General features: G+C 45.7%; 15 protein-coding genes. 7 read left to right on the top strand and 8 right to left on the bottom strand.

Going from position 1 to position 15,106, the window contains the following annotated elements; genetic code table 11:
• Window positions 1-326: 326 nt before the first annotated feature.
• Window positions 327-554, bottom strand: a complete 228-nt coding sequence (locus MKY85_RS24610; protein ID WP_017692425.1) for a hypothetical protein — start codon at window positions 552-554, stop codon at window positions 327-329.
• A 248-nt stretch (window positions 555-802) separates the two neighbouring features.
• Between MKY85_RS24610 and ppk1 the strand changes: the two genes are divergently transcribed.
• On the top strand, window positions 803-2,884 hold the full coding sequence (gene ppk1, locus MKY85_RS24605) for a polyphosphate kinase 1 (RefSeq protein ID WP_342571001.1): 2,082 nt from the start codon (window positions 803-805) through the stop codon (window positions 2,882-2,884).
• Here ppk1 and MKY85_RS24600 read toward each other — a convergent pair.
• Both MKY85_RS24600 and MKY85_RS24595 read right to left on the bottom strand, forming a co-directional pair.
• Entirely contained in the window at window positions 2,844-4,373 is a 1,530-nt protein-coding gene (locus tag MKY85_RS24600; protein WP_342571000.1) for a Ppx/GppA phosphatase family protein, read from the bottom strand. The two genes, ppk1 and MKY85_RS24600, sit on opposite strands and share 41 nt — an antisense overlap.
• Window positions 4,374-4,399: 26 nt before the next feature.
• Window positions 4,400-4,654 carry a hypothetical protein gene (locus MKY85_RS24595; protein WP_342570999.1) on the bottom strand — a complete coding sequence of 85 codons (255 nt, stop codon included), beginning with the start codon at window positions 4,652-4,654 and terminating at the stop codon, window positions 4,400-4,402.
• A gap of 237 nt (window positions 4,655-4,891) precedes the next feature.
• Here MKY85_RS24595 and MKY85_RS24590 point away from each other — a divergent pair, with 237 nt between their 5' ends.
• Together MKY85_RS24590 and MKY85_RS24585 are read left to right on the top strand one after the other, a co-directional pair.
• Window positions 4,892-5,551: a YheC/YheD family protein gene (locus MKY85_RS24590; protein WP_339257227.1), complete on the top strand. Its 660-nt coding sequence runs from the start codon at window positions 4,892-4,894 to the stop codon at window positions 5,549-5,551.
• Window positions 5,552-5,907: 356 nt separating this feature from the next.
• Window positions 5,908-6,051, top strand: a complete 144-nt coding sequence (locus MKY85_RS24585; protein ID WP_017692430.1) for a sporulation histidine kinase inhibitor Sda — start codon at window positions 5,908-5,910, stop codon at window positions 6,049-6,051.
• A 21-nt stretch (window positions 6,052-6,072) separates the two neighbouring features.
• Here MKY85_RS24585 and MKY85_RS24580 read toward each other — a convergent pair whose 3' ends face one another.
• Both MKY85_RS24580 and MKY85_RS24575 read right to left on the bottom strand, forming a co-directional pair.
• Complete coding sequence (locus tag MKY85_RS24580) at window positions 6,073-6,324, bottom strand: hypothetical protein (protein WP_339237478.1); 252 nt, start codon at window positions 6,322-6,324, stop codon at window positions 6,073-6,075.
• 76 nt (window positions 6,325-6,400) lie between these two features.
• Window positions 6,401-7,402, bottom strand: coding sequence for an NAD(P)/FAD-dependent oxidoreductase (locus tag MKY85_RS24575; protein WP_339237477.1), 1,002 nt, complete (start codon window positions 7,400-7,402; stop codon window positions 6,401-6,403).
• Between the two features lie 539 nt (window positions 7,403-7,941).
• On the opposite strand from MKY85_RS24575, the gene MKY85_RS24570 reads away from it, so the two are divergent.
• Together MKY85_RS24570 and MKY85_RS24565 are read left to right on the top strand one after the other, a co-directional pair.
• On the top strand, window positions 7,942-9,135 hold the full coding sequence (locus tag MKY85_RS24570) for an NAD(P)/FAD-dependent oxidoreductase (protein WP_036605766.1): 1,194 nt from the start codon (window positions 7,942-7,944) through the stop codon (window positions 9,133-9,135).
• Window positions 9,132-9,386, top strand: a complete 255-nt coding sequence (locus tag MKY85_RS24565) for a hypothetical protein (protein ID WP_339237475.1) — start codon at window positions 9,132-9,134, stop codon at window positions 9,384-9,386. Before MKY85_RS24570 ends, MKY85_RS24565 begins: the two co-directional genes overlap by 4 nt.
• 202 nt (window positions 9,387-9,588) lie before the next feature.
• On the opposite strand, the gene hemQ is transcribed toward MKY85_RS24565, so the two are convergent.
• Window positions 9,589-10,335 (bottom strand): hydrogen peroxide-dependent heme synthase, encoded by a 747-nt coding sequence (gene hemQ, locus MKY85_RS24560; protein WP_062837936.1) that lies wholly within the window; start codon window positions 10,333-10,335, stop codon window positions 9,589-9,591.
• Between the two features lie 268 nt (window positions 10,336-10,603).
• Between hemQ and MKY85_RS24555 the strand changes: the two genes are divergently transcribed.
• Together MKY85_RS24555 and MKY85_RS24550 are read left to right on the top strand one after the other, a co-directional pair.
• Complete coding sequence (locus MKY85_RS24555) at window positions 10,604-10,897, top strand: YuiB family protein (RefSeq protein WP_339237474.1); 294 nt, start codon at window positions 10,604-10,606, stop codon at window positions 10,895-10,897.
• Window positions 10,898-11,282: 385 nt separating this feature from the next.
• Window positions 11,283-12,818 (top strand): helicase DnaB, encoded by a 1,536-nt coding sequence (locus MKY85_RS24550; RefSeq protein WP_253440624.1) that lies wholly within the window; start codon window positions 11,283-11,285, stop codon window positions 12,816-12,818.
• A gap of 120 nt (window positions 12,819-12,938) precedes the next feature.
• Here the strand turns inward: MKY85_RS24550 and MKY85_RS24545 are convergent, their stop codons facing one another.
• Together MKY85_RS24545 and MKY85_RS24540 are read right to left on the bottom strand one after the other, a co-directional pair.
• Complete coding sequence (locus MKY85_RS24545; protein WP_342570998.1) at window positions 12,939-13,484, bottom strand: GerMN domain-containing protein; 546 nt, start codon at window positions 13,482-13,484, stop codon at window positions 12,939-12,941.
• Between the two features lie 31 nt (window positions 13,485-13,515).
• Window positions 13,516-14,904, bottom strand: a complete 1,389-nt coding sequence (locus MKY85_RS24540; RefSeq protein WP_342570997.1) for an N-acetylmuramoyl-L-alanine amidase family protein — start codon at window positions 14,902-14,904, stop codon at window positions 13,516-13,518.
• Window positions 14,905-15,106: the final 202 nt, after the last annotated feature.

The raw sequence follows: 15,106 nt of genomic DNA, 5'->3' as shown, positions 1-15,106 counted from the left end.
TGGGTTGAGTTGCATCTTCATTATAGCCATCCTGGTTTAAACTGCTAAAGGGTCTATTTCCAATATTTTGGGTGTTTTCTCAACCTCTCTACAGAAAAAGACAAAACAAAAAGCCGTCCGAAGACGGCTTTTCTACCCGTGGCGCTTTTTGAAACATTGATCCGTATCCCGCGCCTCCACCAGACTCATTTAATTTGAGCTAGTGGATCGGGTAAGGGACACGTTCAACATGTGATTAGAAATGTTGACGCACCTCCTTTCCTTGTGGCAAGAGTATACAACACCTTGTTTCGGAAAGCTAGTCTTTTTTACGTATTTATGCAAAATTATTTTTCAGTCTGGAACATCGTGATATCTCGTGCATAATGACTCTTCGTTCCGTCATTGTTTCGGATGCGTACACTGTCTTCACTGATCCGCTCTACAATGCCACAACCGACCTCACAATAGACGCCAGCCGGGTCTTCCTGCCATGCGCTTACCATACATTGCGATAGTGCCGCCGTGAAAAATTCTATATTTTTTTGTAACGTTCTAGGTTTGTTGGATTTCATTATATACTCCTTTAATCAGATATATTTGGAATGAGAACTAGCAACCGGACCAAATCACACTGTACTTCACTTTACTCTGTCTATTGACCTTTGTAAAGGGATGGAAAAAGTTGCGGCCATGAGGTATCATTTACATAAATTTTACGTAGCGTTTACACTGCGCTGACGCTTGATGTTGATTACGAATAGTACAATTATAGGAGAACTTCTAACGAAGAATAGATATGCAACACATTCGGAGGCCATACATGCATAGAGACGTCAAAACAGGTAACTACGTTAATCGTGATTTGAGTTGGGTTGAATTTAATCGGCGCGTACTTCAGGAGGCCCAGGATCCAACAACGCCTCTCCTGGAACGCATGAGATTTCTCGGTATTGTCGCTAGTAATCTGGACGAGTTCGTCAGTGTAAGGGTGGCAGAGACGAAAGAGAAGATCAAGGCCGGATTCACGCAAAAGGATTTTACAGGATACACGCCTTCGGGATTGTACCGCAGATTGATCAAACGAACCGGGGGCATGGTCACCGAACAGTATAAAACGTATCGTGAACTCATTCGTCTACTCGCCAAGAAAGGCGTAAACATTCAGGAATATACAGATCTTAATGTGACACAACAGCGCGCAATGGACCAGTACTTTCATGATATTATTTTCCCGGTACTCACACCGATGGCGATTGACCAGAGTCGTCCGTTCCCATTGGTGCACAACAAGTCGGTCTATCTGTCCGTAATGCTGCAGAAGGAAGGGGAGCAAGAGGGCGAGCCGTTTATGGCCATTGTCCAGGTACCTTCCAATCTTCCGCGGGTAGTTCAGGCTCCCATTCGGGCGAATAGCAAAAAGAAAACGTTCATCCTGATTGAAGACCTCATCAAACATCATATTCATACACTCTTCAGCGGTTATATCTCGCTTGCTGCACAGGAATTCCGGGTGACCCGCAATGCGGATCTGTTCATTAATGAAGAGGAAGCGGAAGATCTGCTTGAAGCGATTGAAAAAGAATTACGGCGTAGACGCAGAGGTGCTCCTGTTCGACTGGAGGTCTGCAAAGATTTTCGTCCGGATGCCTTATTGGAATTGCAGGAGGAATTCGAAATCCAGGACCCGGTGTACGAGATTGATGGACCACTCGATCTGAGTTTTCTGGCTGGATTCGTGGACAGTCTGGAAAGTTTCTCACATCTGAAATACAGTCCGGTAAAGCCAGTCTATCCACCGGAGTTTCTGCCAAGAGAAAGTCATTTTGAGCTGCTGCGCAAACGCGATGTACTGGTGCATCATCCGTATGAATCGTTTGAACCGGTCACTGATTTTATATTGGAGGCTTCGGAAGATCCAAGAGTGCTGGCCATCAAGATGACATTATATCGGGTCAATGGCGATTCACGCCTTATTCCGGCACTTGCACTTGCGGCTGAGAGTGGTAAGCAGGTTACGGTGGTAGTGGAACTGAAAGCCCGGTTTGATGAGGAGCGTAACATTGCTTGGGCGCGTAAGCTGGAGAAAGCCGGTTGTCACGTGGTTTATGGGCTGGTTGGACTCAAGACACATGCCAAAATCATTCTTGTCGTACGCCGGGAACAGCAGGGGTTGAGACGATATGTTCATGTAGGAACCGGTAATTACAATGAGAGTACAGCCAAAGTGTATACGGACGTAGGTCTGTTCACCTCCAATCCGATTATTGGGGAAGATGCCTCCGAGTTGTTCAATGAGATTACCGGATATTCCGGTCCGAAGGCATTGCAAGCGTTCCGTGTAGCTCCAGATGGTATGAAGGATGAGCTGTTCTCACTGATTCGTCGAGAAACGGAACACGCGCTGAAAGGCAAACCTTCCAGAATCATAGCCAAGATCAATTCCTTATCCCATCAGGATATGATTGATGAATTGTACGAGGCTTCTCAGGCCGGTGTGCAGATTGATCTGATCGTGCGTGGCGTATGTTGTCTGCGTCCGGGGGTCGAGGGGCTCAGTGAGAATATTCGGGTCATTAGCATTGTGGATCGTTTTCTGGAGCATTCACGGTTGTTTTATTTTGAAAATAGCGGCAACCCGGATGTATTCATCTCCAGTGCAGACTGGATGACACGTAACCTCAATCGAAGAATTGAACTGATGTGTCCCGTTTTCGATCCAGAGCTGAAGAAGATGCTGGTCGATATTCTTAATCTGTCCCTTAATGATAATGTCAAAGCCAGAGAGCTTATGCCTGGTGGCAATTATGTATTTGTAAAAAATGAAAAGCCCCCGCTGAGAAGTCAGACGGAGGCTATGGGAATTATCCCTTGGAAACCTGCTGAATGGAGTACGATAACGTAATTCCCCAGGCTTCCTTCAGATCCTTGACGGCCTCTTCGAGACCATCAAGTTCCAGTAACGGCTCTGCTGTACAGGTGAACTGCACCTGCAGCGAGTCGTTTTCTTTGGTTGCTTGAATCGCAGCGATACTCTCGGACCGATTAATCGCTTCGGCTACGCGCAGAAGTGAGCCTATACGATGAGCATGTCGCTCATCCGAGTTTTTCAGAATGTCACGATGCTTATTCAGCAGTTGGGGCGTTCTTTTTTTTGGATGATAATCGGCTGCGCAGGCACTAAGGATCGTCTCCCGGTGAGAAAGTCCATAGATGCTTGCATTCATAATCCAATAGGCCGAGTGCTGCGCATAACGGAAATAGTTAATCTGCTTGCCTGCCATGTGCAGCATGGAGGACGCATACAGGATTCGGGCATCTGCCTCATCAGGAGCAGTACCTTCTAGTGCAGTATACAGGGTAACCGCATCCTGATGAATCCGTTGCAGACGTTTCTCTGGAATAGGCGGACCAAAATGGATAAAATTACGGATGCTGTCCTTCAGCGCGTCCGGAACGACCGGCTGACCTCCAGCCAAGTAATCACGCAGCAACCCGTCTCGCAGACCTGCACCACTAACCACATAACGATCTCCCTGTATTAACTGGAAGACGGTTCGCAGGATCAATACGCCGGGCACGATGATGTCTGCGCGATCTTTAGCGAGCCCTGGCACCTTTTTGCGCTGTGCCGAAGTGAGATGTGGCAGGGAGCGAGCAATGTTCTCCATTGCTTGCTCGCTGATCTCATAATGATGGGTGACAGGCAGCGAGTACTGGGTACGCTTCTGCTCCACTTTGGCGAGTGTACGCATCGTGCCGCCAAGTCCGATGAGTGGCAGACCAGGATGCTCATGAATCCAATCCTGTCCACGGAGAGCTTGAATGACTTCATTGCACAGCGCATTCACATTCTCCTCGGTCCACTGATCTTCACCCCCATAACGGGCATGTGAATTCACTGCACCAATGGGGAGAGAAATGCTATGTAACCTCTTCCGATCCCGAAAGACTGTGATCTCCGTACTGCCGCCTCCAATATCTACGACGAACCCGTCTGCCAGATCAATGGACTGAGTAACACCAAGGAAACCGTAATAGGCCTCCCGATCTCCGGATACACATTCGATGGTAAGCCCCGTCTCTGTCTCCAGCCATTCGATAATCTGCAGGACATTGCTTGCATTACGAATGGCTGCCGTAGCTGCTGCACGGATCAGTTTGGTCTGATACGCTTCACAGGTCGCTTTGAATTGACGCAAGATGGTGATGGCTTTATCCAGAGAATGGCGAAGGATGGTGCCATCCGACTCAACAACGCTGCTCAGACGAGCAGCGTATTTGTCTTCATGAATGATGCGATAGGCTGCATCCTGATCCAGTTCATAGATAACCAGACGAATGGAGTTCGAGCCGATATCAATAATTCCTATGGTTTCATTAGTACGTGTCATAAGCATCTCCTTCTACAGAGGTTCAACTACCCGAAGTGAAGAAGGGCAGCGATGGCTTCCGGTGAACCCGGCGGTGTGGCAGAGAAGGGCGTGGTTAACATAACAACAATGATAAAGACGATGAAACAGGCAAATATAAGACAACTCACGGCAAAGCCGCGATTGCGCTTTTGAATAAACAGTCGAATACCTGTGACAAAGAGAAGTACCGTAACGGCTACCAGAACGATCGACATTGCAAAATAGGCTACGCCATAAAGTGATTTGAAAAATGCTTCCATTTGTTCTAAACGCTCCTTAGATCCTCGTATTTAAGCCCTTCCAAGCCGTTCCTTAGTAGCATACGACAGATTGACTTGTTTGAAAAGCAAACCGGGCGCTTGTTCCCGTTTCCGCCATCACCCTGGGACAAGTTTCATGGAAAAGGGGCCCCTGCCGTGGACAGACATCCAAGAAAGCAAGGCTACTGTTGAGTATGTATAAGGAAGGACTATTGTTCTAGGGAAGGAGATCAACCCATGTCGAGACAGCTTGCAAGCAAGTGGCGGAAGACAGCGGCACTGATGAAATACCCTGTAGCTGCTGTCCATATTCCACAGACCAAGGCGTTCAACTCAGGGAATCTGCTGCACATGCTCAGTCGTTATGGAATGGTGTACGTCAAACCTATTGTAGGTGGCGGAGGTTATGGTGTTATTCGGGTATCGGCGAGCGGTGGGGCTTATCGATACACCCATATGAAAACGACACGTTCTTTCGCCAGTTTCAGCCAGATGTATCGCTCTCTGGTGCGTGTAAAGGCTAGACGCAGGTACTTGATCCAGCAAGGCATTCATCTGGCAACGATTCAAGGGAGACCTGTTGATTACAGAGTCAAAGTTGTTAAAACAGACCGAGGCTGGGTATTCCGTTCCTTGGTTGGACGACTCGCTCGTCCCGGACTTTGTGTAACGAATCTGAGCAAGGGTGGCACCATGTTATCAGGAAGGCAAGCTCTCAGTTTATCCCTGCCCCATATATCTGGTCGACACAAACGCAGGGAGATGCGTTCACTTACACTGACATGCACATACATTATGGAACGTCAGTTCCCTGGTGTTGGTCAGCTTGGATTCGATTATGGACTGGATTATTCAGGCAAGATCTGGATTCTGGAAGTGAATACCAGACCCCAATAGAAAATGAATGGGAAAGCTCAAGAAAATCCAAGAAAAACCGATAATATATAGAAGAAAACAGTATGAAAAAGGTTTGAAATTTTACATTACCGGGTAATTTACTCGCAACAAGTCTTGAAACTATGAATTTATTCCAAATAAAAATACGCAGATAAACGTTCTTACCGTAGTACAACAGGCCTGTGCATAAATATTGTCCACACTATACACGTTGATTACTCTACATTTTTTCCATTTATCAACAAACTATGCACAGGATTTCCACATAACGTTGTGGATAACAAGAACGCTTGTTCTCTATATGAAACTCTGATATGATAGTTTTGAGGAAAAAAAAGGAAAGGTTGTGGCGGGAAATGGCTATGTTATCCGATGAGATGTTGTTGGATTCCTACCATAAAGCGATTGAGTTGAATCTCGAACGAGATTTCATCGCACTGCTGTTGGCAGAAATCCATAAGCGCAAACTGGGTACCGACGTATCTGCCATTCTTCACTAGAGATCCTCATTGCAGGCAATGTTACAGGTTTCCGGACAAGTCCCATAGTGAGACAGGCCATGGCGTGCTCGTCTGACAATGTGGACAGTACAACACATGATTGCAAACGTTTTCGACTTCGTCTGCCGTGTCAGAGGAAGATTGGAATACGTAGGGGCTGTATGGTCCGGTGTAGTCGTCCAATTTGCCGCATTCTAACAGTCCCTGAAGGCAGTGGGGGCAAGCCTGCTCCGGTACAACCAGACCGTTACACAGCGGGCATATATAAGACAAGGGTATCCCTCCTGATCTGGATTCATTCAGGAGTAAGATACCCTTTTTTGTATCAATATATGTTCATTCAGCGAAACTAGCGTTTCATGTTACTGCTGTGTCCTGGGGACAACTTGGCGTCTGGATCGAAGTATACTTTCGCATTGTTGACGGCTGTTGGAGCTTCGCCAAATCCGACAGCGATCAGCTTCAATTTACCCGGGTATGTGGTGATATCCCCGGCAGCGAAGATCCCTGGAATGGATGTTTCCATGCGGGAATCCACAACGATGGAGTTGCTGTCAATTTCGATGCCCCACTCGGCAATGGGTCCGAGAGAAGAGACAAATCCGAAGTTAACAATTACGTCATCCACTTCAATTTCCTGAGTTTCTTTGGTTTTTACATGGGCAAGGGTTACCTTGGTAATGGTGTCATCCCCATGAAGTTCCGTGATTTCGGTCGGTGTAACGACATTCACCTTGGAATTCATCAGATTTTCGACACTGTGCTCATGCGCACGGAACTTGTCCCGGCGGTGGATCAGCGTCACTTGCTCAGCGATGGGTTCGAGCATGAGTGCCCAGTCTACCGCGGAGTCACCGCCGCCACTGATCAGTACTTTTTTGCCCGCGAAGGCATTCAGATCACTGATAAAGTAGTGCAGGTTGCTCTTCTCGAACTTGGCAGCACCTTCAAGCTCCAGGCGACGTGGTTCGAATGCACCTACACCAGCTGTAATAATGACAGCTTTGGCATGATATTCATTCTCATCCGTCTTCACGATGAAATGTTGCTCATCCTTTTTCTCCACTGATACAACCTTTTCTTCAAGGCGGATGTTCGGGTTAAAATGACTCATTTGCTCAACCAGGTTATTCACCAGTTCCTGAGCTGTAACTTTCGGGAATCCGGCGACATCATAGATGTATTTCTCCGGGTAAAGAGCGGCAAGTTGTCCGCCAAGCTGTGGCATACTTTCAACCAGTGTAACGGATGCCTGACGCATCCCACCGTAAAATGCGGCGAACAGACCCGCAGGGCCTCCACCGATAATAAGTAAATCAGTCATATCATGACTGGAATTCTGTGCAGTCAAGAATCAACAACACCTTTCATATTTTAATAGGTAGTTAACAGGAAAAATGTGCAGGCTACGGATCATAACCGGCATGGGTGCTGAACTGTCTTTCCTATTATAAACGGTGTATTCAGGGTTGCAAAGTTAGCTGTATCACGAATCTGAGAATAATTGATGAAGATCAGATGAGAATAGGATGAAATTGGAAATGAAAGGTTATGAAAAATAACAAAAAAAACCTTGATCTTTGCTACAAATACAGATATCCTTGACCTGTACTATGTGTTTTTTTGTCTAATTTAGAGTCAATATGTAATATGAGCACAGATCCCGTGTTTTGTAGAATCTTGTGGTTAATTTCACAACTTGAATCGCTAACTTGCGTGCAAACGAATCAATGGAATGAGCTATGAAATTGATGCAAACGTTTAAATAAATTCGCGAAGTTAACATTTGTCGTCATAATGGGCAAGACCTCATCAATATTTGTAAGTATGTGCATTTTGCATCTCAACCAAGATTGGGCTGATGCAAGTGAAACCGGAAGGGGTATAGACATGAGCAGTATTCCCAAAATCGTCATCCTCGGCGCGGGCTATGGCGGGATTCTGACAGCCCAGCGGCTGCAGAAGGAATTGAACTATAACGAGGCCGACGTCACATTGGTGAACCGGCATGATTATCATTATATTACTACACATCTACATATGCCGGCAGCCGGCACGGATACCATTGAGCATGCAAGAGTCCCTATTTCGAAGCTGATTGATGAGTTCAAGATTGATCTGGTTAAATCTTCTGTCAAGGAGATTCGTCTACAGGATCGGAAGATTATTCTGGAGGACGGCACGTTATCCTATGATTATCTGATTATTGGACTAGGTGGTGAGCCTGAGACCTTCGGTATTCCGGGTATGCTTGATCACGCCATGACCATCCGCAGCATTAACTCGGTTAGACTGATCCGAGAACACATCGAATATCAATTTGCGATGTACAAAAACGATAACAAACGAAATCGTATTCGTTTTGTTGTAGGCGGAGCGGGTTTCAGCGGTGTTGAATTCGTAGCTGAACTTGCAGATCGTATTCCACAGCTGTGCAAGGAGTTCGACGTGAATCCTAAACATGTGCACATCTATAATGTAGAGGCAGCGCCTTCGGCCTTGCCTGGTTTTGACCCTGAACTGGTAGAACATGCGATGAACGTGCTGAAGAAGAAGGGCGTTACCTTCAAAATTGGTGTTCCGATCAAACAGTGTCTCCCCGATGGGGTTATTGTGGGTGAGGGTGAAAAGCTCGATGCTGCCACAGTGGTGTGGACCGGTGGTATTCGTGGTAACTCACTGCTGGAACAGGCCGGTCTTGAAGTGATGCGTGGCCGGGTAAAAGTGGATGACTATCTGCGTGCCCCGGGACATGAGCATGTTTATGTGATTGGTGATAATTCACTTGTGTTCAACGCGGAAGGACGGCCTTACCCGCCAACAGCCCAGATTGCGATGCAGCAGGGTGTGAATTGCGCGAAGAACGTCGTGGCATCCATTCGCAAGAAACAGCCACAGCCTTTTGTATTTACGAGCAAAGGTACGGTTGCTTCATTGGGTAAAGGTGAAGCGATTGCTGTTGTAGGCGGCAAGAAGTACAAGGGTTGGAAAGCGGCTCAGTTGAAGAAGCTGGTTGATCTGCGTTATCTGTTCATCATTGGTGGTATTCCGCTAGTCCTGAAGAAAGGGCGGTTTTTTGGATGAGACATTGCAGTGTTCAGGTCCGGGGGTTATTGACGCGTGACGAACTGGATCGGTACAACGCCCTGATGCAGGTCGGTGGTTATCTGGAGGAACAGGATCAATATGATCTGGCCTACATCGTGCAGAAAGAAGTGGATATTCTCATTATGCCCGCGATTGAGCGACTTAAAGAGAAAGGTCGCGACCGTGACCGGGCCACTGCCGAATTCCTCGAATCACTGAAAGCTGTTGATGAAGAGGACGAGGATTAGAGACATAACCTTCCAATCGCTGTTATCCCCAGATTTTTTTGATTCCCTTTTGTTAAAGGGAAAATCCGGTGATAGCGTATGCTTCCGATGCAGCTTTCTTTCAGAAAGCTTTTAGGCGAACGCTTCGCTTGATACACAATAAAGCACCGCAGGCAGTATCCTTTACAGGAGATGTCGCGGTGCTTTTGTGCGGTGTACTATTTTACAGCTTAAGCATGTCTTCCAACGTTCCTTCGTTCAACAGACTTCCCACATAGAACGAACCGAATTCGCCATAACGGGCGCTAACTTCATCAAAACGCATCTCATAGACGAGTTTCTTGAACTGAAGTGCATCATCCGCAAACAGCGTTACGCCCCATTCCCAATCGTCGAAACCGACAGAGCCGGTAATAATCTGTTTTACTTTACCCGCATAGCTGCGACCAATCATGCCGTGACTGCGCATCATCGTACGACGCTCGTCCATGGACAGCATGTACCAGTTGTCATTCAGCTCACGTTTTTTGTTCATCGGATAGAAGCAGATGTATTGCCGCTGTGGCAGAACAGGTTTCAGACGGGCGATAATCTCTGGATTCTGCATTGGGTCTTCGCCTTCTTTGCCAAGGTAGTTGCTCAGTTCCACTACACTGACGTAAGAATAAGACTTCGTTGTGTACTGGGCAAACATCGTTTTGTTAAACGCGTTCTCAACAGCCTTCAGATCTTCCAGCGTTTCACGCAGGTGCATCATGACGAGATCGGCTTTTTGACCTACAACCGTATAAACAACGGTACTTCCTTTGGATGAGTCCTCGACTTCTTTCCATTCTTTCCAGAATTCCTGAAGCTCGTCCAGTGCTACAGCACGTTCTTCATCATCTGCTGCTTTCCAGGCGGCCCAGTTAATCGAGCGAAAATCATGCAGGGCATACCAGCCCTCCAGTGTTGATGCGGCTTCGTTCATTGGTTGTGTTCCTCCTGCAAGGTATATTTCCAAATCTCTATAAGAGGTTGTTCAAAAGTTTACTTTTTGAACACGCACTATAAGGGACGGGTGAGTGCTTTATCGTTTACATTGTATCCCAACATGAAGGAGAAGGGCAAATGAACAGTGCATAATTATAGGGAAATTTGTCCAGAAAGTTCGTTGCTTCGCCACATTTTTTGCGGTACACTAACTACTATCCAGAAGTGAAACCCGAAAGTGTGAAAGAAGAGGTGAATGTCGCCCGATGCAATTTATACCTGTGTTGGTATTAATGGTATTATTTTTCGTTATGATGTTTGGTATCGGTTTCATTCTGAACATGCTGATGAAGACCACCTGGTTTCCTTCCTATCTGTTCATCATTGTAATTCTGCCTGTTGTTGTATACTCTCTATGGGATCATTCGTCGTCTCTGATGTCACATCTGAGTTCTTTCCAGCTTGTGGACTATATGACGGGCATCGCTGGACTGGCTGGTGCGGTAATCAGTGGCTGGACGATCCAGAAGTTACGTTTGGGTGGGTACAAAATGTTTTAGATTGTTGGAACAAGGTAACACATGCCACTGTAATCGCGTAAAAGTCTTGTCTTTGTCGTAAACGCTTACGAGTACAAAGGTAAGGCTTTTTTGCTGTTCATTTATATTAGAAGGTTTATTGTACACTTGTACTTCATATACATTTGGAGAACATTCTCTTTAGAGAATCCCTTGTATTCTGCGGCTACAGCTTTTATAGTATTCTAGCGGCACTCGACATTTTTATTTTAGAAATTTGCTGAATTCGGCGAAAACGTGAATGATGTCGACCTAGGACGAAACGGAGCGAGAACAGGCCCTCTTTTTACCTGTTTTTGAACATTTGAGGATCAGACATTTATGATAGAATAGATAAACACACATTTGGGGAGAAGGAGATCAGGCTATGCGCATGAAGAATCTGCACCATTATACTGAACATCATCGCTACTGCGTATACAGGGAGTTTGGACTTAGCGCCCTGGATGACCGTATGCTTACAGGAGCATATCAGCCCATGGTAGGTGCTTTTGCGGTTGGCTTGTATCGGCTGTTGTTTCAGCATCTTCCCGGTGAACAGGTCGGTTATTCGCCGCTGGAGCAGCAACGAAGGCTGTTCATGACGCTTGGCCTGGAGCCAAGCGAGAAAGGGCGTAAATATCTGGTAGAGCAGGCATCCAAGCTTGAAGCGGTGGGACTACTTCAGACTTCACGGCTATATATACCGGAGAATGATGATTACATCTACGAATATGAGCTGCAACCGCCGCTCTCTCCGGCAGAGTTTTTCCGGACACAGCATTTGACACTGCTGCTTCGTGACAAGATAGGCAAATTCGCCGTCCTTTCTCTGCGTTCCGGGTTCTCGGCAGTGGAAAATGGGGACGCGCCTTATCCGGCAGCCAACAAAGAGAATATTTCTGTTCCCTTTTACGATATATTTGAATTGAATACTCATGTGATTGATTACGAGTTGGAGCAAGCATTGTCGGAAGTATCAACAACGGCCCAGCGGACAGGCACGAACGATGCAGCGGAAGAAAACAGTTTGAACTATGCAGACATTATTTTGCGTTTCCCGCGCGAGTCGGTCAATCGCCGTCATGTAGAGCAGTTGCGATTCGATCATGAACAACTGGGCATTGTGAATTACGTAGTGAACAAGTTCAATCTTAGTGTGCAGGATGTATGCCGTCTGTTGGATGAAGATGATATCTTCACTCCACAGGGCCAGCTGATTCTGGATGATCTTCAGCATAAAGCGAGCATGCAGTTCAGACAGACGAAGAAGCGCCATGAGCAACAGACTGTACAGGCAGCCAAGGTTGTGGCACTGAGGCAGCATATGGAGGAGCCAGAGCGGAAAGAAGACTCCGGTGAACCACCTGTTGAGCATGGGGTACAGATGGAATATTACGTCGAAGTACCTCCGCAATTCATGACGAAGTGTGATATTCATCAATACAATATGATGTTGCGTAACGAGCCGTATACCCGCCTGTTGCAGACGTTCTTCCCAGGTGCAGTACCGGACAATCTGATCGATATATTTGAGAAAATTGATCTGAGCTACAAGTTGCCTGGTGAAGTCATCAATGTATTGATTCATTATCTGATGGCATTACTTGTATCTGGTGGAGAGCAGCGGATTAACCGTAACTTCGTTGAGGCCATTGCCTCCAACATGTTGCTCAAACAGGTGAACTCATATGAGAAAGCTGTGCAATATATTCGTGATCAGGCCAAGGTCAAAGGTAAACAGGCTGCTGGTGCAGCTGGAACCCGTACCCGTACATACGGCAAAGGAACCAAAGCTAAGCCCGAAATTCCGATTGTACAAGACATAAGCAACGATGGGGATGCCGTATCTGAGGAAGAGTTCGAAGAGATGATGAGATTTGCCCAGCAGATGCAGGCGAGTAAACAAAAAGGAACTTCATAACTCCCTGACCAAGAAGAAGTGCAAATCCACTTTTACCGAAGGAATAAGAGCCATTCGCAACGTATTAATGCGAATGGCTCTTATTTTTAAATCATGCTTTGTATGTTCCATCGAATGGATCTATTCACGGGTTAGTGGATGTTCTAATTCTGCATGACCCATTAAACTGTCAGTTGCATCTCCATCAACAAGCAAATCAATACGGGTTACTTCATCAAACTGAAAAAAGGTTCCTTTCAAAGCATCGATCGCTAATAGTTCTCCGCCAGACCCTAATCTTGCTTCATCCGGAATATGCACATCCAGCGTTAATTTCCCTTGATCAAAAGTAGCAGAAAGCAGTTCAATATTTCTCCACAATGGAATTAGTTCGGTTTGATCACTACTTTGAAGTGCTGCATAAGTCTTACTGTATTTTTCGGAGTCATCTTTGAATGTAATTTCCTTCTTACGTTGCTCTACTTGTAATAATTGATCATCTGCGTAAAAAACCTCAATTTCTTGAGATTCTCCATTTTCTTCGCTTGGGTTAGCTGTTGGCGCTGGTGTCGTATTTACAGGATCGGAACCCTGCACTGGACCAGTAGAAGTAGGTTTGCTACCGCACCCTATCACTAGTATGCTTATTGCACATATTGCGATAGCCACATAGATTCTTTTTTTCATAGAAGCACATCCTCTTGAATTATTCACTGCCCTATAGCTTCAAATACTCTTTTATCCCATCCACAATGGCCTGTGCTGCTTTATTTTGATTGCTTTCTGACATCATGGCCTCTTCTTCCATCTGGTTGCTTAAGAATCCGATTTCTAGAAGAACGGCAGACATTGTAGTTTCTCGGATCACCTGGTAGTTTCCGTTCTTAACACCACGATCTTTAAATCCCAAGGCATCGATCAGATTTTTATGAATGAGGGTCGCTAGTGCTTTACTGCTCTCCCGTTGGTAATAATACGTTTCCGTTCCCGATATCTGAGGAGCAGCAGGGACGCTGTTACCGTGTATAGATACAAACACATCTGCGTTGAGATCGTTGGCAAGTTTGACACGTTCCGGTCGTGTAGGGTAGATATCTGTTTCCCGAGTCATTATTAGTTCTATGTTAGGTTCCTTTTTCAAAAGAGCCTGCACTTTTAGCCCTAAAGCAAGGGCAAAATGTTTCTCGGGTTGCTTAGTGTAACTTATTGTACCTGGATCACTTCCTCCATGTCCCGGATCAATAACGACGATTTTTTTGCCGCTGTTCACAGGAGTTGCAGGTGCAGGTTCATTAGCCATACTTAGATCAAGGATAAATTTGCCGGCGATTGTCTGTTGTGTGTAATTCACCGAATTTATATTGTTTAATTCGATTACGATTCGAACCTGAGGAGGATCATTTTTGAAAAGAGAATAACGTATATCAGTAACACTTGGGAATTCGTTAACATCCAGTCTTCCCATGGATCCTCCAGAGGGGACCTGTCCCATATTTCCGAAATTGGTGGATGGGAAATCCAAAATAATTCGTTCGGGATTTTTAAGTGTAGATATGACTGGAGCAACTTCACGGTCCAATGAGACGACGAGTTGATTATTGGCATACGTTATATCATGAACCAGGTTAGTGCCTGCATCATTTTCATGAGAGGGTGAAGCTGGTTGTGATACATTATTGCTGGTTAGCGTAACAATCTTGTCTTTGTTATTCCAGCCCACTCGCAGACCCATCTCTTCACTAACAAAACGCAGGGGAACAACAACCGTATTCTTGATCATTTGTGGAGCGATATTAAGTTGGACGGTGTTGTTCTGGACTGTGGCTTGATCCTTTCCAACGGTCAAGGAGATTGCATTGGAAGCTTGTTCGATATTTACATTTTGTGTTTTTTGGTCCCACTTCACGTTGAATTTTAAATTCTCAGCGACTACCCGAATCGGAATCATAATATTGTTTCGTACATTAACGACTTCAATATCATGAGGTAAAACTAGCTCCTGGCCATCTAAAATAATTTTAGTTTGATTCGTAGCTGCATGGGTGTGCATGGGAATTAGCAAGAGTAGCAGCGTATTGAATAGTAACAGGATGATAGATTTCTTCATTTTACACCTCGGTTTTAATTTGCGTAGTACTAGACTTCTAACGGGGAAAAACCAATCACCTCCTGTTTCTTTGATGAAAACCCAAATTTACTATAATATTCTGTTCACTAATATGAACGCTACAAAGGACATGAAAGTCGTAAAGAAAAACGGTTTACTACAAAATATGGACAAGAGAACTGTTGTCAGTAGGTAGGGGCAA

This window comes from Paenibacillus sp. FSL R5-0749 (genome assembly GCF_038595085.1).
Classification (GTDB): domain Bacteria; phylum Bacillota; class Bacilli; order Paenibacillales; family Paenibacillaceae; genus Paenibacillus.
The sequence above is the reverse complement of the archived record's forward strand: the minus strand, read 5'-3'. Positions and strand labels throughout refer to the sequence as shown.

Bases quoted from the DNA above. Each gene is read 5' to 3' on its own strand.
- MKY85_RS24610 (WP_017692425.1), bottom strand. From the start codon at position 554: ATGAAATCCAACAAACCTAGAACGTTACAAAAAAATATAGAATTTTTC.
- ppk1 (WP_342571001.1), top strand. From the start codon at position 803: ATGCATAGAGACGTCAAAACAGGTAACTACGTTAATCGTGATTTGAGT.
- MKY85_RS24600 (WP_342571000.1), bottom strand. From the start codon at position 4,373: ATGACACGTACTAATGAAACCATAGGAATTATTGATATCGGCTCGAAC.
- MKY85_RS24595 (WP_342570999.1), bottom strand. From the start codon at position 4,654: ATGGAAGCATTTTTCAAATCACTTTATGGCGTAGCCTATTTTGCAATG.
- MKY85_RS24590 (WP_339257227.1), top strand. From the start codon at position 4,892: ATGTCGAGACAGCTTGCAAGCAAGTGGCGGAAGACAGCGGCACTGATG.
- MKY85_RS24585 (WP_017692430.1), top strand. From the start codon at position 5,908: ATGGCTATGTTATCCGATGAGATGTTGTTGGATTCCTACCATAAAGCG.
- MKY85_RS24570 (WP_036605766.1), top strand. From the start codon at position 7,942: ATGAGCAGTATTCCCAAAATCGTCATCCTCGGCGCGGGCTATGGCGGG.
- MKY85_RS24565 (WP_339237475.1), top strand. From the start codon at position 9,132: ATGAGACATTGCAGTGTTCAGGTCCGGGGGTTATTGACGCGTGACGAA.
- hemQ (WP_062837936.1), bottom strand. From the start codon at position 10,335: ATGAACGAAGCCGCATCAACACTGGAGGGCTGGTATGCCCTGCATGAT.
- MKY85_RS24555 (WP_339237474.1), top strand. From the start codon at position 10,604: ATGCAATTTATACCTGTGTTGGTATTAATGGTATTATTTTTCGTTATG.
- MKY85_RS24550 (WP_253440624.1), top strand. From the start codon at position 11,283: ATGCGCATGAAGAATCTGCACCATTATACTGAACATCATCGCTACTGC.
- MKY85_RS24545 (WP_342570998.1), bottom strand. From the start codon at position 13,484: ATGAAAAAAAGAATCTATGTGGCTATCGCAATATGTGCAATAAGCATA.
- MKY85_RS24540 (WP_342570997.1), bottom strand. From the start codon at position 14,904: ATGAAGAAATCTATCATCCTGTTACTATTCAATACGCTGCTACTCTTG.